Here is a 17,958-nt window from a genome sequence, read left to right as displayed (position 1 = left end):
TGGTCGGCGGGAGAGTGGATGCGACACCAGGAACACACGCCAGAGAACAAGGGGGCGCCATGTCCGACACTCCGATCGCGGTCGATCCGCCGCAGCTGTACCGAAGCCCGGCCTTCGCGCAGGGGATGATCGTGCCCGCCGGCCCCATCCTCTTCGTCGGGGGTCAGAACGGCGTGGATGCGGAGGGCGCGCTACTCGACGGGTTGCAGGCACAGACCGAGCAGGCGCTGCGCAACCTGCTGCTCGTGCTCGCCGAGGCCGGAAGCGGACCGGAGCACGTCGCCAAGCTGACCATCCACCTGGCGCCCGGGATCGACCCGACCGACGCGTACGGTGCCACGCGGACCGTCTGGGGCGATCACCGGACAGCGGTCACCGTGCTGACGGTCGCTCCGGCCCGGCCGGGCGCGCTGGTCGAGATCGAGGCGGTCGCCGCCGTCCCGAGCTGACGCGGCGCCAGCCCGCCGTTATTCGTCGCGCGCGTCGGGCGCGTCGAACTCCGTCAGCTCCTCGACGATCTCTTCGCCCTCCTGGCCCGTGTCGTCGCGGCCGCCGTCATCGGCCGCCTCGTCGCCCGTCGGTCCCGTGCGGAAGGCACCGGTGCCCTCGTCGAGAGTCCCGGCGCCGTCCGGGTATCCCGCGTCGTCCGGATACTCCGCGCCGTTCGAGGTTCCGTCGCGGTCTGCTGCGTTGTCCATGAGCGTCCTTCCAGGTCGTGAACGCATCATCTACCCGAGCGACGTCCTCGACCAGCCCCGGTCGGACTCACGACCTCACAAGCCTGACGGCTCCGCCGCGGGTACAGTCGCATCCATGCCCGACCCGATGCACTTCGACCGGCATGCCGACCTGTACGACCATGCCAGGCCGCCGTATCCCGACCCGCTCTGGGATCGGCTGACGTCTCTCGGCCTGCTGACCGAGGGGAAGCGCGCGCTCGACGTGGGCGCGGGCACCGGGCAGGCCACCCACGCCTTGGTGAGCGCCGGGATGGACGTCACCGCCATCGAGCCGGGTGCCGCTCTGGCCGCGCGCCTTCGGGAGCGACTCCCGTCCGTCCGGGTCCTCCGGACGTCGGCGGAGGACGCCGACCTCCCGCCGGCAGCGTTCGACCTGGTCACGATCGCGACGGCCGTGCACTGGTTCGACCTGGACGTGGTCTTGCCGAAGCTGCACGCGGCCCTCGCGCCGGGCGGCCGCCTCGCCGTGTGGCGGAACGCCTACGGCGATGACTCGGTGCCGCCCACGCCGTTCCGGCGACGGATGCAGGAAATCGTCGCACGGCGCAACGCCCCACCGCGGCCGGTTCCGGGGGAGTCAGACACGACGCAGTGGGCGCGCCTCCTCGAGGCGGGTGGGCTGTTCGAGGTGGCGAAGATGGACGAGTTCCGCTGGACGATCGACCTCGACGAGGATGCCGTCCGCGCCCTTTTCACGACCTTCAGCGACTGGACGCCCGAGGAGGCTGACGAGGCGGCACACGCGGCGCGCGACCTCGGCGGGACCGTGACCGAGCACTACCTGACGCCGCTCATCGTGCTCGACCGGGTCGCCTGACCGGTGCCCGCTGTCGATTCGCGCTGCTTCCGTTCGACGTCATGTCAGGAGATCATCCACCACGACGAAGGGCTACACCATGAGTGAATTCATCATCCTGATCCAGGGCGACGAGAAGCGCTGGAATGCGATGTCGGCGTCCGAGCGTGCCGAGATCGACACCGCGCACCGCGAGTTCCGGACGAAGGCGGGGGATGCCGTTCTCGCGTCGGGCGAGCTGCAGGGCTCGGCGACGGCCGTCACGGTGCGGCGCGGAGAGGACGGCGAGCCGGTCGCGGTCGATGGGCCGTTCACCGAGGCCAAGGAAGTCGTCGGCGGCTTCTACGTGATCGACGTCCCCGACCAGGCGGCCGCGGTCGCTCTCGCCTCGGGGCTCGCGGAGGCCCGGCACGATCACAGCGGTGTCCAAGTTCAGCCGCTGGTCGATCACAGTGCGGGAGAGACCGGGATGAGCGGGGTCTGAGCACTGAGGGGGTTTCCCGGGATGCCGTTCCGTCCACGTCGGGTTGAGACGTCTTCGTTCACGAATTCGTTTCCGCTTGGGGCGGCATCCCCGGGTACTCACCACGCTATCCGGCGGGTGGGGGTGTCCTCAATTCGGAGGACAGAAACCGTCAAGAGTTGACGGGTGGCCCACTGGCGACTCATTAGGATCGGCCCATGGCGGCGTTCGGCGAGGCAGAACTCGAGGGCGTCCGTCGTGGGCTGCTGGCGTTCTCGTACCAGCTGCTGGGCTCGCCGTTCGAGGCGGAGGACGCGGTTCAGGATGCGATGGAGCGACTCTGGCGCTCCCGCGACTCGTTCGATCCCGCCCGTGCGTCGTTCGCGACCTGGGCGTATCGGGTCGCGCACAACGTGTGCGTGGACCGGTTGCGCGAGACGCCTCGCCGTCCGCTCCCGCGGGACCTGCGGGACCCAGGCCTGGAGGCCGGGGCGCCGCTTGTCCCGGCGTTCGACGTGCCGTGGCTGCTTCCGGCGCCATCCGGGTGGATGGGCGGCTCGGATGCCGAAGCGTCGGCCGAGCGCCGCGAGGAGGTGCGGTTCGCGGTGACCGCCATGCTGCAGGCGCTCTCGCCGACGCAGCGCGGGGCGTTCGTGCTGCGCGACGTGATCGGGCTCTCCGCGGCCGAGACGGCGGACGTCCTCCAGGTTTCGATAGCGTCGGCGAACTCGTCGCTTCAGCGTGCGCGGGCGGCGATCCGGGCGGGCACGCGGCGCGCCCATCCGCTGGCCTCCGACGCCGTCGAACGGTACGCCACCGCCATCGAGCGGGCCGACCTCGCGGCGCTCGCGTCTCTGGTTGCGGACGATGTGGTGTTCGAGATGCCGCCCGTGCCGGACTGGTCGCTCGGCCGCGCACCGTACGCCGCCTTCATGGCGCACCTGTTCGACTGGCGGGGAACCGCGTGGTCGACGACGCCGATCACGGCGAACGGCCAGAGCGGCCTCCTGCTCTACCGCGGCACCGGCGACAACGCCGAGCCGCATACGGTCCAGCTGTTCGACGGCGCCAACAGCCCTGACAGCGAAGGCAGCGACGGTAGCGACGGCGCGATCGGCCACGTCCTCGTCTATCAGGATGCGCGCCTCTTCGCGCTGTTCGAGAGGTCGACGCTGCCGCAGCGATGAGTTTCCGGTCCGCCGACCGTATGTCCTGGTGAAGCATCCATTGACATGAGGGAGACGGACGATGGGACGAGTGATCGTAGTGCAGTTCATCACGCTGGACGGCGTGGTGGAGGATCCGGACGGCAGCGACGGCACGCCGTTCGGAGGCTGGGCGATGCGGTTCGGGCCGCAGAGCGTGGCGGGGGACAAGTTCCGGCTGGGCAGCATCCTGGAGACCGGGGTGCTGCTCTTCGGCCGCCGGACGTGGGAGCACTTCGCCACGCTCTGGCCCACGCGCGACGATGACTTCTCGCAGGCCATGAACCGTGCGCGCAAGGTGGTCGTGACCGGGCGGGCGCTTCCGAAGGACCCGTGGTCGAATTCCGTGGCGATCGGCAGTGATGTCACCCGCTGGCTGGCGGAGACGCTTCCCGAGCGCGATGTGGTGGTGATCGGCAGCGGCTCGGTGGCCACGGAGCTGGCCGAGAAGGACGCGGTCGACGAGTACCGCCTGCTGACCTTCCCGCTCACGGTGGGTGCCGGTCGGCGGCTCTTCGGCGCCGGGACGCAGCTTCGCCTGCTCTCCGCCGAGCAGGTCGGCCCCGTCGCGCTCACGGTGTACGACGCACGCGGATGAGCACAGCAGCAGCCCGCGCTGGATGCGCTAGCTTCGTTCCACGACGAGGGGAGGCCCGAGGTGGGCGTGACGGGAATCGGCGGGGTGTTCCTCCGCAGCCGCGATCCGGAAGCCAGGGCGGCCTGGTACCGGGAGCACCTGGGCATCGACGCCGGGTCAAATGCGGTGTGGCACCAGGAGGCGGGCATGACGGTGTTCGCGCCGTTCCCGGCCGACTCCGACTACTTCGCGGCCGATCAGCCTCTGATGCTGAACCTCCGGGTGACGGAGCTGGATGACCTGGTCGCCTCCCTGGAAGCGGCGGGCATTGCGGTCGAGCGGCGGCCCGAGTGGGATGGCGAGTACGGTCGCTTCGCCCGCATCCACGACCCGGAGGGCCTGCCGCTCGAGTTGTGGGAGTCGGCCGGCTGAGGGAAGCCGTCCCGGCGGCCTCACTCGGCCGGCGCGGTGACGACCTTCTCCAGGGCATCCAGCAGTTGCGTCCAGCCCGGCTCCAGTCCCGCGATCATCGAGGCGGACGCCTCGGTCGGAGCGTCGGCGCGGATGGTCAGCTCGAGCGCGCACGGCTCCTCGCCCGACAGCACGACCTCGTGGACGGCGCCGAACAGCGGTTCGCCATCCGCGCCCACGGGAGCGAGCGTGAAGACGAGCCGCCGACCGGGCTCCACCTCCGTCACCACGCCCGCCGACGCGTAGCGCGCGCCGTCGCCTTCCTGCAGCTGGAGCTCGACCCGACCGCCGGGGACGGCATCCATTCGGCAGTGCACCACCGTGAAGTGCTGAGGGGCCCACCAGCGGGCGAGCACCGACGGGTCGGTCCACGCGGCCCACAGCCGCTGCCGAGATGCGGGCACTGTGCGCGCCAGCCGAATCAGAGTCGGACCGGCGGCGCCGGCGCCCGCCGTCGCTTCGGCGGCCGCGACGGACCGGGCGTACTCGTCCAGGGTCCCGTCGTCCGGCGAGGGGATAGCCACCTGCCCGAGCCAGTGGGCGAGCGCCGCCACCACCTCGCGGTCGACGCTGGCGAGCCGCCGTCGGCCGAGGCGGTGGATCCGGATGACGCCGGCCGCTTCCAACGCCTGAAGGTGCTTCGTCGTCTGCGGCTGCAGTGCGCCGATCGCGGCGGCGACCTCGCCGACGGTGTGCGGCCGCTGCGCGAGGATGCTCAGGATGCGGAAGCGCGTCGGCTCGGAGAGCGTCGCCAGCGCCTGCCGCACAGCGTCGTTCGTCAGCTCCATCCGGTGACCTCGATTCAGTACTTGACACATTCGTCACGACGAATATAACGTTCGATCGAGCGAAGGAGCAAACTCATGGAAACGATCGAGAGAATCATTCCCGCACCGGTCGACACGGTCTGGCGGCTGTGGACGACACCGGAGGGTATCGCGCAGTGGTGGGCGCCGGACGGCTTCCGCACCGACGTGTCGGCGTTGGAGCTCCGACCCGGGGGAGAGCTGGTCTACACCATGACGGCGATCGCACCCGAGATGGTCGCGTTCATGGAACAGAGCGGGATGCCGCTGAGCACCGAATCCCGCAAGGTCTTCACGGAACTGGACGAGCCGACACGCATCGCGTACCGGTCGCTGATCGACTTCGTGCCCGACCACGCCCCGTACGAGCAACTGACTGTCGTCGATCTGGTGCCGACGGAAGAGGGCACCCGTGTCGTCATGCAGGCGGAGCCGCTGCACGACGAGGTGTGGACGGAGCGCCTAGTGGCCGGCCGCGCCAACGAGCTGGAGAACCTGGCGCGCCTCGTCGGCTGAGTGGGCGGGGAGGTGTTGACGCGCGCCTGGTCCGGTCGTACGCTTAGTCAATCAATTAGTTGATTAAGCGAACGGTTGAACACTGTGGACGATGACGAACTCGACAGGGCGTTCTCGGCCCTCGCCGACCCGGTGCGGCGCGCGATGGTCGCGCGCCTGAGCCGCGGGCCTGCGACCGTCGGCGAACTCGCCGAGCCGTTCCGGATCACCCTCCAGGCGGTATCGAAGCACATCAGCGTTCTCGAGGCGGCTGCGCTGGTCTGGCGGACGCGGGAGGCGCAACGCCGCCCCGTCCACCTGGATGCGGCCGCCCTCGAGCAACTCACCGCCTGGATCGACCGCTACCGCCTCGACGCGGAAGCGCGCTACCGGCAGCTCGACGGCATCCTCGCCGCCCGCTCACCGGGTCGCCCCAGCGGCGACGCCACCCCAGCCTCACCCCAGCAGAAGAAGGACGAATCATCATGAGCAATCCCGTCATCATCGATGCGGTCCCCGGCACCTCGTACGCCGATCTCACGCGCGAATTCGACGTGCCGGTGGAGGCGCTGTTCCGCGCCCACACCGACCCGCAGCTGTACGCCGAGTGGATCGGTCCACGACGCCTCGAGACGACCATCACCGAGTGGGACTTCCGCACCGGCGGTGCCTACGGCTTCGAGCAGCGCGACCCGGAAGGCGGTGTCTACGGCTTCCGCGGCGTCATCCACACCGTGCTCGAGAACGAGCTGATCATCCAGACGTTCGAGTTCCTGGGAGCGCCTGGCGAAGTGAGCCTGGAGCGCACCCGCTTCGAGGCGCTCGGCAACGACCGCTCGCGCCTGGTCGGTCGCTCGGTCTTCACCTCCAAGGAAGCCCTGGAGCAGATGATCGCGTCCGGCATGGAGCACGGCGTGGTCGAAGGCTACGAGAAGCTCGACGAGCTGCTGGCCAGGGGGTGAGCGGCATGACCCGCGTAGTGGCCGACATCTCGGTCTCGCTCGACGGCTTCGTCGCCGGTCCGAATGTGGGGCTGCGCAACGGCATGGGCGACGGAGGTATGCAGTTGCACGCCTGGGCGTTCTCCGACGATCCGGACGAACGGAGGCTGCTGCAGCGGGGCACGGACCGTTCCGGCGCCGTCATCATGGGCCGCACCCTGTTCGACGTGGTCGACGGCCCGGAGGGGTGGAGCGACGAGGTCGGTTACGGCGCCGAAGAGGTGGGCCGGCCGCCGTTCTTCGTCGTGACCAGGTCCGCGCCCGCGTCGGTCCGGCTCGCCGAACTCGACTGGACGTTCGTCACGACGGGTCTGGCCGACGCCATCGGCGCCGCCCGGGAGAGCGCGGAGGCCGTGTCCGCGACGCACGGGAAGGACGTCGATGTGGTTCTCATGGGCGGTGGCGAGCTCGTCGGCTCTGCGGTCAACGGGGGCCTTGTGGATGAGCTGGTCCTGCACCTGGCGCCGGTCCTGCTGGGATCGGGGACACCGCTGTTCCGCGACCCGGTCCCGCGAACACTCGTGCAGCGCGATGTGGTCGTGACCAGCAACGCCACGCACCTGACCTACGACGTGCGATGAATCAGGGGCGCTGAGTCAGGGGCGCTGACCCGTCGGCACTTCGATCCGCCCGAGGCGGATGAGGATCTCGAAGCGGTCCGGCACGCCCCAGTGCTCGACGATCCGGCCGTCTTCGATGCGTGCGACATCCATGATGGTGAACTGCACCGGCAGAGCGGTCGGCGGGCCGAAGAACGGGCCGGTGTTGGTGGCCGACCCTTCCGCCCGCACCCAGATGGTGTCGTCGCGCTCGACCCAGTCACCGACCGTCAAGCGGAGGTCGGGGAAAGCCGTGTGCACATCGGTCATGCCCTTCTTGACCTTGGCGATGGCATCGGCACCGGTGCCGGAGAGGCCGAACTGGTGCTCGACCAGATCGGGGGAGCAGAGCTCGTCCACCACCTCGGTTCGGCCGTGCGCGAAGCCCTCGCTCAACATGCGCTCCATGATGTGGAGTGCGGTGGATTCGGTGTGTGTGGTGATCATGAGAACTCCCTTGTCTGCACCTTCACTGCGATGAGTGCAGTATCACTGCACTCAATGCACCACTAGTATCGATCTCGTGAACGCCGACGTCAAGACCGGATCGTCCTATCGCCAGGAGCAGGCGCAGCAGACACGGCAGCGCATCGCCGAAGCCGCGCAGGTGCTGTTTGCACGCGACGGCTACGCGGTCACGAGCATCGAGGCCATCGCGAAGGAGGCGGGAGTCGGAACCCGTACCGTCTACGCGGCGTATGGGGCCAAACGCGAGATCCTCAACGTCATCTGCGAGCGCTGGCTGGAGCGGGCGCGCGCCCGGGAACTCGCCGCCGAGATCCTCGAGGAGCCGGAGGAGCGTGCACGGGTCGCCGGAGCCGCACGCTGGCTCACCGTCCTGTATTCGACCGATTTCGACGTGGTCCGCATCCTCGACGGCGCCATGGACGAGGACGCGGAGACGCAGGCACTGCTGCGGTCGAAGCTCCGCGGCCGGAACCGGGTGATGGACAGTCTGATCGCGTCCGTGGAGCCGGTGCTGGTGGTGTCTCTCGCGGAAGCGCAGGCGGTCTACCGCGCCTTCGCCGCGACGGGCGTGTACCAGGAGCTGGTCGTGAACTCGGGATGGACGCCCGCCCGTTTTCAGGAGTGGCTCAGAGGCACGCTCGTGGCCCAGCTGCTCGGCGGCTAGGTCCGGCCGCCCGGCGGTCGGGCCGCCCGGCTAGCATCGCCTCCATGGACCCGTCACTCGTGCGCCTCGTCGACCAGCTGGCTGCGATCGGGGGAGTCGAAGCGATCAGCCTGGGCGGCTCGCGCGCCACCGGCGAGGCGCGCGACGACTCCGACTGGGATCTCGGCGTCTACTATCGCGGCCGCTTCGACCCGGCCGAGGTGCGCGCACTGGGCTACCCCGGCGAAGTCGCCGAGCTGGGCGCCTGGGGCGGGGGAGTCTTCAACGGCGGCGCCTGGCTGCGGGTGGACGGCGTCCCCGTGGACCTGCACTGGCGCGACCTCGATGTGGTGGATCGTGAGTGGGCGGATGCCGAGGCCGGCCGCATGCACATCGAGCCGCTCGCGTTCCATCTGGCGGGCATCCCCGGATACATACTGCTGGCCGAGCTGGCGATCGCGCGGCCGTTGCACGGCGAGGTCCCGAGGCCGTCCTATCCGCCGGCCCTACGGAGAAACGCGCCGCGGGTGTGGTCGAGCAACGCGCGGATGCACGCGTCCTACGCCCGATCGCACGCCGCCGCGGGCCGGGTCGCGCAGTGCGTGTCCACCCTCACCGTCGCCGCCCTGCAGACCGCGCACGCGCTCCTCGCCGAGCGAGGGGAGTGGGTCACGAACGAGAAGCGGCTGCTCGGCTACGCCGGGATGCGCGAACTCGACGACATGGTCACCGCCGCGACAGCCGATGACCTCCAGCACGTGTGCGACCGCGTGGAGGCCCTCTGCCGCCCAGTGTGGGAGGCGGCGGGCGCGTGACGGAGGTGCCGCCCCACGCAGGCCCCTGTCCTAAGGCTTTGGCCGAGGGCTGGGCTTCGCGCCGGTGCGCTTAGACAGCGCCGAGCGCCGCACGAAGGCGATGACGAGCGTCCCGAGCACCAGGACGATCCCGATGATGCCGAGCCACAGCAGACCCTTGATGGCGAACCCCACGATCGCGAGGATGACCCACAGGACGACGAGGACGATCACCAGTATCAGCATGCTTCGACGCTACGCCGGAGAGCACCCGTGCTCTACCCTGATCGGCATGGCCGTCCGGATCCAGATCACCCCCGCCGTCGACGCCGACGTCCCCGCGGTGGAGGAGCTCGTGCACGAGGCGTACGAGCCGTACGTGGAACGCATCGGAAGGAAGCCCGGACCGCTGCTGGAGGACTACGCCGCCATCGTCGCGGACGGCCGCGCGCTGGTGGCCCGGCGCGACGGCATGGTCGTCGGACTGCTCGTCCTGTCCCAGCATCCCGATCACATCCTGGTCGAGAACGTCGCCGTCTCCGCGAGCGAGCGCGGCACGGGCCTGGGGGCGCGGCTGCTCGCCATCGCGGACGACCGTGCCCGGGAAGCCGGAGTCGACGAGGTCCGGCTGTACACGCACGTGACGATGGTCGAGAACCTGGCGTACTACCCGCGGCGTGGATTCGTCGAGACGGGCCGCCGCGCAGACGACGGTTTCGAGCGCGTCTTCTTCACGCGTCACGTCGAGGCGACAAATATTTCAGAGCGGACTGTTGAATCGGCGCCGCCGCGTTCGTAGCAGGAGTGAAGCCGCCCACGGGAGGTGGCACGAACGAAGGGGAGCACCACCATGAGCACCACCCTGACGGTCGATTTCTTCTGCAGCGTCGACGGCTACGGCTCGGCCGAGGGCTGGCCAGGATACTGGGGCAAGGAAGGTCCGGAGGTGATAGAGGACCGCGTCCGCACCTTCGCCCAGGACCAGGTGCTCGTGTTCGGCGCCACGACGTTCCGCCAGTTCCGGAAGTTCGTCGCCCTGTTCGACGAGCCGTACTACGGCAGCCTCAACGAGCTTCCGAAGATCGTCTTCTCCAGCACCCTCCAGGAGCCGCTGGAGTGGCAGAACTCGACCGTCATCAACGAAGACGCCGTGACGGCGATCGAGCGCCTGAAGCGGACGACGGACGTTCCGATGCGGTCGCACGGCAGCATCTCGTTGAACCGGGCGCTGCTCGCCGCAGGTCTCGTCGACCGGATCGAGATCATGATGTTCCCGGCGATCACCGGTCGTGCGGGATACGCCTCCCTGTTCCAGGGCGGCGCGGAGTTCGACCTGGACCTCCTCGAGTCGACCGTGCTCGATGGGCGGACCCAGAAGCTCGTGTACGCACCGCACGTGCACGGCGAGATCCCCGAGGGCGTCGGTCCGAAGCCCCGGAACGCGGACTGAGAGGGAGAGTGAACATGCAGTATCTGGTGAATGTCATCGACAGCCGCAGCAGCTCGGGCACCGAGGAGGAAGCCGTCGCCATCGACGCGTTCAACGACAAGCTGCGCGCCGGCGGCCACTGGGTGTTCGCCGGGGGGCTCGCCGACCCGACGGTGTCGACCGTGATCGATGGCCGGGGGGATGAGCCCGTCTTCACCGACGGACCCTTCCTCGAATCCAAGGAGTGGGCGGCCGGCTTCTGGATCATCGAGGCACCCGACCTCGACGTGGCGCTGAAGCTGATGGGCGAAGGCTCGAAAGCCTGCAATCGCCGGCTCGAGGTGCGGCCCCTGCTGGAGCCGTGATCGACGCGCACGCAGCCCTCACCCGCGCCCACCGTGACGAGTGGGCGCGGGTGGTGGCAACCCTCGCCAAGCGGTTCGGCAACCTCGACACTGCCGAAGAGGCCGCAGCCGAGGCATTCGCGACGGCGGCTGAGCGCTGGCCGGTGGACGGCATCCCGCCGCAACCGGGCGCCTGGCTCACCACCACCGCGACCCGCAAAGCGATCGACCGCATCCGCCGCGAGAGCACCCGCGATGCACGACACAGGGAGGCGATGCTCGTGTACGAGACGGAGCCCGAGCCACTCGGCGTGATCGACGACGACCGGCTGCGCCTGATCTTCATCTGCTGCCACCCGGCGCTGGCGGCGGAAGCGCGGGTCGCGTTGACCCTGCGGATGGTGGGCGGGCTCAGCGTGCCGGAGATCGCCCGCGCGTTCCGGGTGCAGGAGACCACAATGGGCGCCCGTATCACCCGGGCCAAGGCGAAGATCCAGGCTGCAGGCATCCCGTATCGCGTTCCTGCTGCGGACGACCTGCCCGGCCGGGTGACCGGCGTCCTGGCCGTGCTGTTCCTGATCTTCAACGAGGGCTACCTCGCCACCGGCCCGGACACCGCACCGGTGCGCGAGGACCTCACGACGGAGGCCATCCGGCTGGCCCGCTTGCTGCACAGCCTCCTGCCGGACGACGGCGAGGCGACGGGGATGCTCGCGCTCATGCTGCTCACCGACGCACGCCGTTCCGCGCGAGTGTCGTCTACGGGGGAGCTGGTGCCGCTGGCCCAGCAGGATCGCGGATCATGGGATGCGGCACTCATCGAGGAAGGGCACGCTCTCGTGCGCGAGCGCCTGGCCACCGGAACGGCGCCGGGCCGCTACCAGCTGCTCGCCGCCATCAATGCCGTTCACACCGACGGGGATGCGCCCGACTGGTCTCAGGTGGTCGCCCTGTACGACCAGCTGCTCCGGCTCGACGCGTCGCCGGTGGTGCGCCTGAATCGTGCGATCGCCGTGGGGGAGCGGGACGGGGCGGAGGCCGGACTCGCCCTCATCGACGAGGTCGGCCCTGCGCTGGACGGGTACCACGCGTACCACGCCGCGCGAGCAGGGCTGCTCGCGCGCCTTGGTCGGACCGACGCCTCCCGAGCGGCCTACGACGCCGCCATCGGACTGGCCGGCAACACGGCGGAGGTCGCGTACCTCGCGCGTCGACGTGCCGAGACCTGGGACGTTTGAGTCGCTCCCGTCATGAAATGCACGGAATGGCGTCTTCTTCATCGGGTGGTGGAGACCACAAGTGCTTCACACGAACACACCCTGTGAATGGAGCATCCCATGTCCGCTGCACCCGATACCCAGCTTCCCCCTCACCCGGCGAGCGCCCCCGCTCCCCAGCAGGGGACGAACACGCTGTCGATCATCTCCCTGATCTCGTCGTTCTTCATCGGCCTGGCCGGGGTGATCACCGGACACATCGCCCTCGTGCAGATCCGCAGGAGTGGCCAGAGCGGTCGCGGCATGGCGATCGCGGGCCTGGTCATCGGCTACGCGAACATCCTCGCCGGTTTCATCTCGATCACTGTCTTCGTCGTGCTCGCTGTCACTCAGGTGAACGAGCTCGCCGCGTGCGCAGGCGACGGGGTCGCGGCCGGCATGGTGGACGCCTGCACATACTGACGCAGGCTGCCGGTACCGGTCAGGCCCACTCCTCGAAGACCATCAGCGGCACTCGGGCGCGCCACGTCTGGAACGCCTTGCTCGACCCGATCGTGTCTTTGGTCGAGAAGTCGATTCCGCCGTTCATCCAGAACCACACCAGGTACCAGTCGTTGCTGGTGCCCCAGAAATAGTTCTGGTTGGGCCAGTAGCCGCCCCCGCTGTCGCTGTGGTCCTCGTACCAGGAGGTGCCGTCGGACCACAGCTGATCGCGAGTGTCGAGGATCGTCTCCATGTCACCAGGGCCGCGCCGATGCTGCACCATGACAGCGAGCTGCGCGCGGTTGTGCGCGACCTGCAGGCTGGAGCTGTCCGCCCAATCGTAGGAGTACTCCACTAGTCCCGAAACACGGACGTACGTGGTGGGTGCCTTCGGTTTGAACCACAGCCCGAGCCCGGCGCCGGCGTACATCCAGCCACCTTCGGCGACCGGGCGGTCGACGTAGGTCTCGGTGAGGTCGATGAACATGCTGCCGTGCTGTTTGAGGACGCTCGGGCCGTGCGCCGCAGTGCCGGCGGCGCCGGGCGGCTGGAACGTCGTCCAGGTCTCGTCATACGGGGGAGCGGCGATGAAGAGCCGATCGGTGCTGCCCGCCGTGACCAGGCTGAGCGTGTGCAGTTCGCCCGGCGACGGGTTGGCCTCGCGCGGGATCGCGACGGGCGCCTCCAGGCGGCCGATCGCGGACGTCAGCTTGGCGAACCGGTCGTCGCGGGAGACCACCTCGGCCACCTGCTCCGCCCGCCTCGAGGCACGCAGGTAGGCGTTGCGCGACTTCCGGAGATCGAGGTCGAAGACGCGGTCGAGCGCCTGCGAGGCGTACGGTTCGTCGGGCTTCTCTTCCGCTGCGCGACGGTTTTCGGGTGAAACGGCCACAATGACCTCCAGGAGCGCTGCGTGAGTCGCACGAACAGGCTCGGGATGTGCGAAAAGTAGCGCCGGGGTGCGGTGTGCGGCTAGACAGGACTCATGTCGTTTCAGGCGTACTTGGACACCATCGAGAAGAAGACCGGCCTCACCCCGCGCGAGCTCGTCGACATCGCGCATCAGAAGGGCCTGGACGCGCCCGGCGTGAAGGCTGGCGACATCCTGACCTGGCTGAAGGACGACTACGACCTGGGCCGTGGACATGGGATGGCGCTGGTGCACGTCATCCAGAAGGGCCCGACGATCAGCACCAAGCACGTCGGGACGGACGGCGTCCACCGCGACGAGTCGGAGACCCTGTGGCTCGACGGCATCGCCACCAAGCCCGCCGGCTAGCTCCTTCTCTCAGCGCTCCCGCTCATCGTCGGTGGTGAACCCCTCCCGCGATTCGCGCGTCTCCAGCGGCTCGAGCTCCTGGAAGAACGTGATCTGCCACCCCGCCGGTCCTTGGATGCGGGCGTTCAGGCTGCGGAACGGCGTCTCGATGGGAGGCGCGATCGACGCCAGCCCGGCGGTTTCGGTCGCGGCGACGGCGGCCGGGGTGTCATCCACCTCGAGGGCGATGCGCAGCGAATGCCCGGCCGACTCCGGCACCCCCTCGACCTCGTCGATGTTCGCCGCGTGCGCGGGCGTCGCGAGTTCGATGGTCGCGATGCCGGCATGGAGGATGGCCACCCGGTCATCACCCTCGGTCGCGAACGCCGCCTGTTCCGGCATCCCGAGCACATCCCGGTAGAACCGGAGGGCACCGTCGAAGTCGTCGGTCTCGATGATCAGGCGGAGCTGTTTGGGTCGGTTGGTCGTCATTCGTCCAGTGTTGCGCGGCGGGGGAGCGATGTCAGGATGGCTGGCGCTCCGACCGATTGCTCATAGGCTCAGAAGGTGTCCGAGTTGCTGAGGCTCTTCCCCGACAGCTCTGCTGTGCGCGCCGTGCGATTCCCGACAACCAAACAGGCTCTGAAATCGTTCGGCGTCCGACACCTCCCGATCGCCTATGTGGTGGCGGTCCAAGCAGGCAAGGTGAGATTGATCGGCCAGCGTCGCCAGGACCTCGTCTGGGAAACTCCGGTGTCGAGCGTTGAAGCCATATCCGTTTGTGAAACGCGATCGCATCCGCCGTATCCGCAGGTCGAGCTCGCCATCGTGTTGAGCGTGCGTGGTGGCTACGGCACCACGGATATTCCCATCGTGCCGGTCTCCGACGACGGTAAGAGGTCCTTGACCTGGAAGGACACCGAGGTGCGAGCGCTTGCGCGGCGTCTGTCGGAATCGATTAAGGGTGAACCGGGTGTCTCTCACCCCCAGCGCTTATCGTGACCACGCAACCCTCTAGAGAGATGGAGTCATCGTGAGCGGAGTTCTGGACGGGACCGTCGCACTCGTCACCGGCGCGAGCAGCGGAATCGGCGCGGAGACAGCGCGCCGGCTCGCCCGTGAAGGCGCGGCGGTCGCGCTCGTCGCGCGTCGGCGGGAACGATTGGATGCCGTCGCGGCCGAAATCGTGGAGGCCGGCGGCCGCGCGGTCGTCGTCGAGGGAGACGTCTCCGAGCGCTCGTCCGCCGAGGCCGCAGTGAAGCAGGCCGTCGAATCGCTCGGCCGGCTCGACATCCTCGTCAACAACGCGGGCGTGATGCTGCTCGGTCCCGCGCAGCAGGCGAGCCTGGACGACTGGGAGCGGATGCTCTCCATCAACGTCAACGGCGTGCTCGCCGTCACGCACGCCGCGCTGCCGCACCTGGTGCGGGCGGCGGAGGATTCCGCCAGGGGAGTGGCGGACGTGGTGACGATCAGCTCGACCGCGGGCCGGGTGGCGCGACCGGGGAGCAGCGTCTACAACCTGACGAAGTTCGGGGTCAACGCGTTCTCGGAGGCCCTGCGACAGGAACTCGTGCCGCAACGCGTGCGTGTCGGCGTGATCGAGCCGGGGACGGTGGACACTGAGCTGGTCACCCACAACTCGGCGGCCGTCCGCGAGGCGACGGAGCGTCAGCTCGCGACGATCGAGGCTCTACAGCCGTCGGACATCGCGGATGCCGTTGCCTACATGGTGACCCGGCCGCGCCGGGTGGCCGTGAACGAGCTGCTGGTGCGGGCGGCGGAGCAGACGTGGTAACCGGTCGGTGCGTGACCCTCCACGGGGGAGTAGGCAATCACCATGCCGCTCCGTGATTTTCCGGTGCGAGCCTCCATCGCCGTGTCCGACATCGGAAAGGCCGTCGAGTTCTACGAGGGGAAGCTCGGCTTGCCGTTGGTGCAGTCCGGACCGAGCGCGAAGATCGCCGACGGGAGCCGCGTCTATCGCTCCGGTGGCGAGGTGGCGCTCAACGTGTTCCAGTCGGCCACTGCGGGAAAGTCGGAGGCGACGATGGCGACCTGGTACGTCGACGACCTCGACGCGATCGTCGACGAACTCACCGCGGCCGGCGTGCGATTCGCCCGTTACGACGGGCTCGAGCACGACGCGCGCGGCATCACCGAAAGAGCCGGCGGCGGGCGGATCGCCTGGTTCCAAGACCCGGACGGCAACACCTTCGCAATCGAGTCCGACCGCTGATCCGAAACGTCACGCCCGGAACCGCACGGCGTCGAGACCGCTCACGACCAGCTCCACATAGTCCGCCATCGTGGACAGGTCCGGAGCGTTTCCGGGGTTGACCTCCGTCAGGACGACGCCCGCGAACCGGTCGCTACCCGAGAACACCCTGAGGCTGGTCACGACCTCCTCGATGGTGAGACCCCACGGTTCGGAGTCCGGGTTCGGCATGTTCGCCAGGGGCAGGTGCAGGTGGCCGAGCACATCCACATCGAAGTGCACGACGAAACGCTCGCCGGCGAGTTCCACGGCCCGCAGCGCCGTGCGAGCCGCGTGCTCAGCATCGTCATGGATGCGCGCCGCCGGCACCCGGACGAGCCCCAGCTGCTCGGCGACCGTCCGCTCGAAATCGTCGCCCTTCTCCGGCAGCGCGTCGCCGTACAGCACCACCTCGTCCGGACGGAGGATCGGGGGCGTGCCCTCGAGCGTCGTGAGCAGCGGATCGCTGCCCGGGAGAGCCAGGAGGTGGGCGAGCCCCATGGCGTCGACATTGCCGTACGCGATGGCGCCCGGCGTGTAGAGGTCGGGACCGCCATCCATATAGAGCAGTGCGGTCGGGCGGTCGGCCCTGCGGAAGCCCGCCACCACTCCGAGCGTCACCGTGCAGTCGCCGCCGACCACCAACGGCGTGAGGCCCGCCGTGAGTACTTCGGCCACGGCTGCCGCGGTCTCCGCAGCGACCCGGCGCACCTCGCCGATGTTCTGCCGATCCAGGTTGTCCGGGTCGGGGCGCCGCCGTGACGCGCGAACATCGCCGAAGTCACGGACGGCGTGGCCATGCTCTTCGAGGCGACGTATCAGGCCTGCAGCCCTGATCGCGGCGGGCGCGAGGTCCATTCCGGGCGTGTGACCCCCAGCACTCGATGGCACCCCGACGACGCCCCATCCACGTGCACCACTCGCCCCGCGCGCCCCGCTCACGTCGCCATCGTACGAGCCGCCTACGCCGTAGTCACCCGCCAACAGTTCCTGAGTTTCTCTGCCCGACACGCCGGTGCCCAGCGGAAAAACTCAGGAATCGTTGGCTGTCAGACGGGTTTGTCGAGGATCGCGCGACTGTACAGCAGGTCGAAGCCCATCTTCTGCATCGTGAACTGCGACACCGAACCGGGTTGGGTCGTGACGACCGCCAGGTCGCATCCTTCATTCACCGCGTCGATGAGCCGGGCCTGCACCAACGCCGTCTGCACACTGCGGCGCCGATATTCCGGCAATGTGGCCGCGCCCGTGAGTTGCGCGATCCGGCCGGCGATTCGAAGCCCGCCACCGCCGGCGGGTGTCCCGTCGATCTCCGCGAGGTAAGGACGGCTGCCGGCGCGCCGCATCGCCAGTTCGGACCGCTCCAGCTCTGGCACGCCGAAAGTTTCGTGCTCGTGAACACCCACCGTCTCGGGGGAGAGCGACGCCCGCACAACGACGTCCAACCAGAGTTCGAGTCGTTCGTCAGCCGGTTTCACGACAACGGCCGCCGAGTCGGCCATACCCGCCAGCTCGGTCGGATCGATTGAGCGACCCAAGACGTTCTCGAACCCGACCAATCGGTAGCCTCGGCTGGTCAAGGATTCAACGAGTTGGGGATCGGCCAGAGTTGCCACTTCGAACTGCGGGACGCCGTGGGAGTCCGCGATGCGACGCTCGACGCGTTCGATTTCATCGCGTGACGGCTGGTCGCCGAAGCCGGCGCCTGCGACTTTGGTGAACGGTGAGGAGGTGCCACCGAATGTCGCGATTCCGCTGCCGAGTGTCATCGCGAAATTGCCGTTCGTCGCGGGGTCATCTGGGGACACTGCAACGCATTGCGCCATGAAATCTGCCTCGGCTCGCTCGATTAGAGCTGCCAGTTCGATGCTGGTGAAAATCGATGTGCGGCGCGCGCCCATCCGTGCCTCCA

General features: G+C 68.8%; 29 protein-coding genes. 21 read left to right on the top strand and 8 right to left on the bottom strand.

From position 1 onward, the window contains the following. Positions 1-59 precede the first annotated feature (59 nt). Positions 60-449, top strand: a complete 390-nt coding sequence (locus tag AB4Z18_RS08405) for a RidA family protein (RefSeq protein WP_441782229.1) — start codon at positions 60-62, stop codon at positions 447-449. An 18-nt stretch (positions 450-467) separates the two neighbouring features. Here AB4Z18_RS08405 and AB4Z18_RS08400 read toward each other — a convergent pair whose 3' ends face one another. Beyond that, a complete protein-coding gene (locus AB4Z18_RS08400; protein ID WP_441782228.1) occupies positions 468-698 on the bottom strand; it encodes a hypothetical protein in 231 nt (76 codons plus the stop codon). A 115-nt stretch (positions 699-813) separates the two neighbouring features. Here AB4Z18_RS08400 and AB4Z18_RS08395 point away from each other — a divergent pair, with 115 nt between their 5' ends. From AB4Z18_RS08395 to AB4Z18_RS08375, 5 genes are all read left to right on the top strand, one after another. Next, positions 814-1,557 (top strand): class I SAM-dependent methyltransferase, encoded by a 744-nt coding sequence (locus tag AB4Z18_RS08395; protein WP_441782227.1) that lies wholly within the window; start codon positions 814-816, stop codon positions 1,555-1,557. A 79-nt stretch (positions 1,558-1,636) separates the two neighbouring features. Then, entirely contained in the window at positions 1,637-2,020 is a 384-nt protein-coding gene (locus tag AB4Z18_RS08390) for a YciI family protein (RefSeq protein ID WP_441782226.1), read from the top strand. Positions 2,021-2,217: 197 nt separating this feature from the next. Next, complete coding sequence (locus AB4Z18_RS08385) at positions 2,218-3,186, top strand: RNA polymerase subunit sigma-70 (protein ID WP_441782225.1); 969 nt, start codon at positions 2,218-2,220, stop codon at positions 3,184-3,186. Between the two features lie 61 nt (positions 3,187-3,247). Next, positions 3,248-3,802, top strand: a complete 555-nt coding sequence (locus tag AB4Z18_RS08380) for a dihydrofolate reductase family protein (protein WP_441782224.1) — start codon at positions 3,248-3,250, stop codon at positions 3,800-3,802. A gap of 60 nt (positions 3,803-3,862) precedes the next feature. After that, a complete protein-coding gene (locus AB4Z18_RS08375; protein ID WP_441782223.1) occupies positions 3,863-4,213 on the top strand; it encodes a VOC family protein in 351 nt (116 codons plus the stop codon). Between the two features lie 20 nt (positions 4,214-4,233). Here AB4Z18_RS08375 and AB4Z18_RS08370 read toward each other — a convergent pair whose 3' ends face one another. Beyond that, a complete protein-coding gene (locus tag AB4Z18_RS08370; protein WP_441782222.1) occupies positions 4,234-5,040 on the bottom strand; it encodes an SRPBCC domain-containing protein in 807 nt (268 codons plus the stop codon). 75 nt (positions 5,041-5,115) lie between these two features. Between AB4Z18_RS08370 and AB4Z18_RS08365 the strand changes: the two genes are divergently transcribed. The 4 genes from AB4Z18_RS08365 (at position 5,116) to AB4Z18_RS08350 (ending at position 7,135) form a co-directional block, all read left to right on the top strand. Further along, positions 5,116-5,574, top strand: a complete 459-nt coding sequence (locus tag AB4Z18_RS08365) for an SRPBCC family protein (RefSeq protein WP_441782221.1) — start codon at positions 5,116-5,118, stop codon at positions 5,572-5,574. Positions 5,575-5,658: 84 nt separating this feature from the next. Next, on the top strand, positions 5,659-6,042 hold the full coding sequence (locus AB4Z18_RS08360) for an ArsR/SmtB family transcription factor (protein WP_441782220.1): 384 nt from the start codon (positions 5,659-5,661) through the stop codon (positions 6,040-6,042). Then, a complete protein-coding gene (locus AB4Z18_RS08355) occupies positions 6,039-6,515 on the top strand; it encodes an SRPBCC family protein (protein WP_441782219.1) in 477 nt (158 codons plus the stop codon). The genes AB4Z18_RS08360 and AB4Z18_RS08355 overlap by 4 nt, the downstream gene beginning before the upstream one ends. Positions 6,516-6,520: 5 nt before the next feature. Continuing rightward, complete coding sequence (locus AB4Z18_RS08350; protein WP_441782218.1) at positions 6,521-7,135, top strand: dihydrofolate reductase family protein; 615 nt, start codon at positions 6,521-6,523, stop codon at positions 7,133-7,135. A gap of 15 nt (positions 7,136-7,150) precedes the next feature. On the opposite strand, the gene AB4Z18_RS08345 is transcribed toward AB4Z18_RS08350, so the two are convergent. After that, entirely contained in the window at positions 7,151-7,600 is a 450-nt protein-coding gene (locus AB4Z18_RS08345) for an ester cyclase (RefSeq protein ID WP_441782217.1), read from the bottom strand. Between the two features lie 76 nt (positions 7,601-7,676). Here AB4Z18_RS08345 and AB4Z18_RS08340 point away from each other — a divergent pair, with 76 nt between their 5' ends. Together AB4Z18_RS08340 and AB4Z18_RS08335 are read left to right on the top strand one after the other, a co-directional pair. Further along, on the top strand, positions 7,677-8,285 hold the full coding sequence (locus AB4Z18_RS08340; RefSeq protein ID WP_441782216.1) for a TetR/AcrR family transcriptional regulator: 609 nt from the start codon (positions 7,677-7,679) through the stop codon (positions 8,283-8,285). Between the two features lie 44 nt (positions 8,286-8,329). After that, entirely contained in the window at positions 8,330-9,079 is a 750-nt protein-coding gene (locus AB4Z18_RS08335; RefSeq protein WP_441782215.1) for a nucleotidyltransferase domain-containing protein, read from the top strand. Between the two features lie 30 nt (positions 9,080-9,109). Here the strand turns inward: AB4Z18_RS08335 and AB4Z18_RS08330 are convergent, their stop codons facing one another. Beyond that, positions 9,110-9,304, bottom strand: coding sequence for a hypothetical protein (locus AB4Z18_RS08330; protein WP_441782214.1), 195 nt, complete (start codon positions 9,302-9,304; stop codon positions 9,110-9,112). Positions 9,305-9,350: 46 nt separating this feature from the next. Here AB4Z18_RS08330 and AB4Z18_RS08325 point away from each other — a divergent pair, with 46 nt between their 5' ends. The 5 genes from AB4Z18_RS08325 (at position 9,351) to AB4Z18_RS08305 (ending at position 12,510) form a co-directional block, all read left to right on the top strand. Then, the gene (locus tag AB4Z18_RS08325; protein ID WP_441782213.1) at positions 9,351-9,857 is read left to right on the top strand and encodes a GNAT family N-acetyltransferase; all 507 of its coding nucleotides are present in this window, start codon (positions 9,351-9,353) and stop codon (positions 9,855-9,857) included. Between the two features lie 51 nt (positions 9,858-9,908). After that, entirely contained in the window at positions 9,909-10,508 is a 600-nt protein-coding gene (locus AB4Z18_RS08320; protein WP_441782212.1) for a dihydrofolate reductase family protein, read from the top strand. A gap of 14 nt (positions 10,509-10,522) precedes the next feature. Then, positions 10,523-10,852, top strand: a complete 330-nt coding sequence (locus tag AB4Z18_RS08315; RefSeq protein ID WP_441782211.1) for a YciI family protein — start codon at positions 10,523-10,525, stop codon at positions 10,850-10,852. After that, entirely contained in the window at positions 10,849-12,069 is a 1,221-nt protein-coding gene (locus AB4Z18_RS08310) for an RNA polymerase sigma factor (RefSeq protein ID WP_441782210.1), read from the top strand. The genes AB4Z18_RS08315 and AB4Z18_RS08310 overlap by 4 nt, the downstream gene beginning before the upstream one ends. Positions 12,070-12,168: 99 nt before the next feature. Further along, positions 12,169-12,510, top strand: coding sequence for a DUF4190 domain-containing protein (locus AB4Z18_RS08305; RefSeq protein WP_441782209.1), 342 nt, complete (start codon positions 12,169-12,171; stop codon positions 12,508-12,510). A gap of 19 nt (positions 12,511-12,529) precedes the next feature. Here AB4Z18_RS08305 and AB4Z18_RS08300 read toward each other — a convergent pair whose 3' ends face one another. Continuing rightward, positions 12,530-13,423: a hypothetical protein gene (locus AB4Z18_RS08300; protein WP_441782208.1), complete on the bottom strand. Its 894-nt coding sequence runs from the start codon at positions 13,421-13,423 to the stop codon at positions 12,530-12,532. 93 nt (positions 13,424-13,516) lie between these two features. On the opposite strand from AB4Z18_RS08300, the gene AB4Z18_RS08295 reads away from it, so the two are divergent. Next, the gene (locus AB4Z18_RS08295) at positions 13,517-13,810 is read left to right on the top strand and encodes a DUF4287 domain-containing protein (RefSeq protein ID WP_441782207.1); all 294 of its coding nucleotides are present in this window, start codon (positions 13,517-13,519) and stop codon (positions 13,808-13,810) included. 9 nt (positions 13,811-13,819) lie between these two features. Here AB4Z18_RS08295 and AB4Z18_RS08290 read toward each other — a convergent pair whose 3' ends face one another. After that, positions 13,820-14,281, bottom strand: a complete 462-nt coding sequence (locus AB4Z18_RS08290; protein ID WP_441782206.1) for a VOC family protein — start codon at positions 14,279-14,281, stop codon at positions 13,820-13,822. 75 nt (positions 14,282-14,356) lie between these two features. On the opposite strand from AB4Z18_RS08290, the gene AB4Z18_RS08285 reads away from it, so the two are divergent. The 3 genes from AB4Z18_RS08285 to AB4Z18_RS08275 are packed head-to-tail and all read left to right on the top strand — an operon-like array spanning position 14,357 to position 16,028. After that, the gene (locus AB4Z18_RS08285; protein WP_441782205.1) at positions 14,357-14,791 is read left to right on the top strand and encodes a hypothetical protein; all 435 of its coding nucleotides are present in this window, start codon (positions 14,357-14,359) and stop codon (positions 14,789-14,791) included. Between the two features lie 31 nt (positions 14,792-14,822). After that, positions 14,823-15,587 carry an SDR family NAD(P)-dependent oxidoreductase gene (locus AB4Z18_RS08280; protein WP_441782204.1) on the top strand — a complete coding sequence of 255 codons (765 nt, stop codon included), beginning with the start codon at positions 14,823-14,825 and terminating at the stop codon, positions 15,585-15,587. Positions 15,588-15,629: 42 nt separating this feature from the next. Further along, positions 15,630-16,028, top strand: coding sequence for a VOC family protein (locus AB4Z18_RS08275; RefSeq protein ID WP_441782203.1), 399 nt, complete (start codon positions 15,630-15,632; stop codon positions 16,026-16,028). Positions 16,029-16,037: 9 nt separating this feature from the next. Here the strand turns inward: AB4Z18_RS08275 and AB4Z18_RS08270 are convergent, their stop codons facing one another. After that, on the bottom strand, positions 16,038-16,988 hold the full coding sequence (locus tag AB4Z18_RS08270) for an arginase family protein (protein WP_441782202.1): 951 nt from the start codon (positions 16,986-16,988) through the stop codon (positions 16,038-16,040). Between the two features lie 107 nt (positions 16,989-17,095). Continuing rightward, a complete protein-coding gene (locus AB4Z18_RS08265; protein ID WP_441782201.1) occupies positions 17,096-17,947 on the bottom strand; it encodes a GNAT family N-acetyltransferase in 852 nt (283 codons plus the stop codon). Positions 17,948-17,958 lie beyond the last annotated feature (11 nt).

The organism is Leifsonia sp. 2TAF2 (assembly GCF_052115085.1).
In the GTDB taxonomy this organism is placed as follows: Bacteria; Actinomycetota; Actinomycetes; order Actinomycetales; family Microbacteriaceae; genus Leifsonia.
The sequence above is the reverse complement of the archived record's forward strand: the minus strand, read 5'-3'. Positions and strand labels throughout refer to the sequence as shown.

Bases quoted from the DNA above. Each gene is read 5' to 3' on its own strand.
- AB4Z18_RS08405 (WP_441782229.1), top strand. From the start codon at position 60: ATGTCCGACACTCCGATCGCGGTCGATCCGCCGCAGCTGTACCGAAGC.
- AB4Z18_RS08400 (WP_441782228.1), bottom strand. From the start codon at position 698: ATGGACAACGCAGCAGACCGCGACGGAACCTCGAACGGCGCGGAGTAT.
- AB4Z18_RS08395 (WP_441782227.1), top strand. From the start codon at position 814: ATGCCCGACCCGATGCACTTCGACCGGCATGCCGACCTGTACGACCAT.
- AB4Z18_RS08390 (WP_441782226.1), top strand. From the start codon at position 1,637: ATGAGTGAATTCATCATCCTGATCCAGGGCGACGAGAAGCGCTGGAAT.
- AB4Z18_RS08385 (WP_441782225.1), top strand. From the start codon at position 2,218: ATGGCGGCGTTCGGCGAGGCAGAACTCGAGGGCGTCCGTCGTGGGCTG.
- AB4Z18_RS08380 (WP_441782224.1), top strand. From the start codon at position 3,248: ATGGGACGAGTGATCGTAGTGCAGTTCATCACGCTGGACGGCGTGGTG.
- AB4Z18_RS08370 (WP_441782222.1), bottom strand. From the start codon at position 5,040: ATGGAGCTGACGAACGACGCTGTGCGGCAGGCGCTGGCGACGCTCTCC.
- AB4Z18_RS08365 (WP_441782221.1), top strand. From the start codon at position 5,116: ATGGAAACGATCGAGAGAATCATTCCCGCACCGGTCGACACGGTCTGG.
- AB4Z18_RS08355 (WP_441782219.1), top strand. From the start codon at position 6,039: ATGAGCAATCCCGTCATCATCGATGCGGTCCCCGGCACCTCGTACGCC.
- AB4Z18_RS08350 (WP_441782218.1), top strand. From the start codon at position 6,521: ATGACCCGCGTAGTGGCCGACATCTCGGTCTCGCTCGACGGCTTCGTC.
- AB4Z18_RS08345 (WP_441782217.1), bottom strand. From the start codon at position 7,600: ATGATCACCACACACACCGAATCCACCGCACTCCACATCATGGAGCGC.
- AB4Z18_RS08335 (WP_441782215.1), top strand. From the start codon at position 8,330: ATGGACCCGTCACTCGTGCGCCTCGTCGACCAGCTGGCTGCGATCGGG.
- AB4Z18_RS08330 (WP_441782214.1), bottom strand. From the start codon at position 9,304: ATGCTGATACTGGTGATCGTCCTCGTCGTCCTGTGGGTCATCCTCGCG.
- AB4Z18_RS08325 (WP_441782213.1), top strand. From the start codon at position 9,351: ATGGCCGTCCGGATCCAGATCACCCCCGCCGTCGACGCCGACGTCCCC.
- AB4Z18_RS08320 (WP_441782212.1), top strand. From the start codon at position 9,909: ATGAGCACCACCCTGACGGTCGATTTCTTCTGCAGCGTCGACGGCTAC.
- AB4Z18_RS08315 (WP_441782211.1), top strand. From the start codon at position 10,523: ATGCAGTATCTGGTGAATGTCATCGACAGCCGCAGCAGCTCGGGCACC.
- AB4Z18_RS08305 (WP_441782209.1), top strand. From the start codon at position 12,169: ATGTCCGCTGCACCCGATACCCAGCTTCCCCCTCACCCGGCGAGCGCC.
- AB4Z18_RS08295 (WP_441782207.1), top strand. From the start codon at position 13,517: ATGTCGTTTCAGGCGTACTTGGACACCATCGAGAAGAAGACCGGCCTC.
- AB4Z18_RS08290 (WP_441782206.1), bottom strand. From the start codon at position 14,281: ATGACGACCAACCGACCCAAACAGCTCCGCCTGATCATCGAGACCGAC.
- AB4Z18_RS08275 (WP_441782203.1), top strand. From the start codon at position 15,630: ATGCCGCTCCGTGATTTTCCGGTGCGAGCCTCCATCGCCGTGTCCGAC.
- AB4Z18_RS08265 (WP_441782201.1), bottom strand. From the start codon at position 17,947: ATGGGCGCGCGCCGCACATCGATTTTCACCAGCATCGAACTGGCAGCT.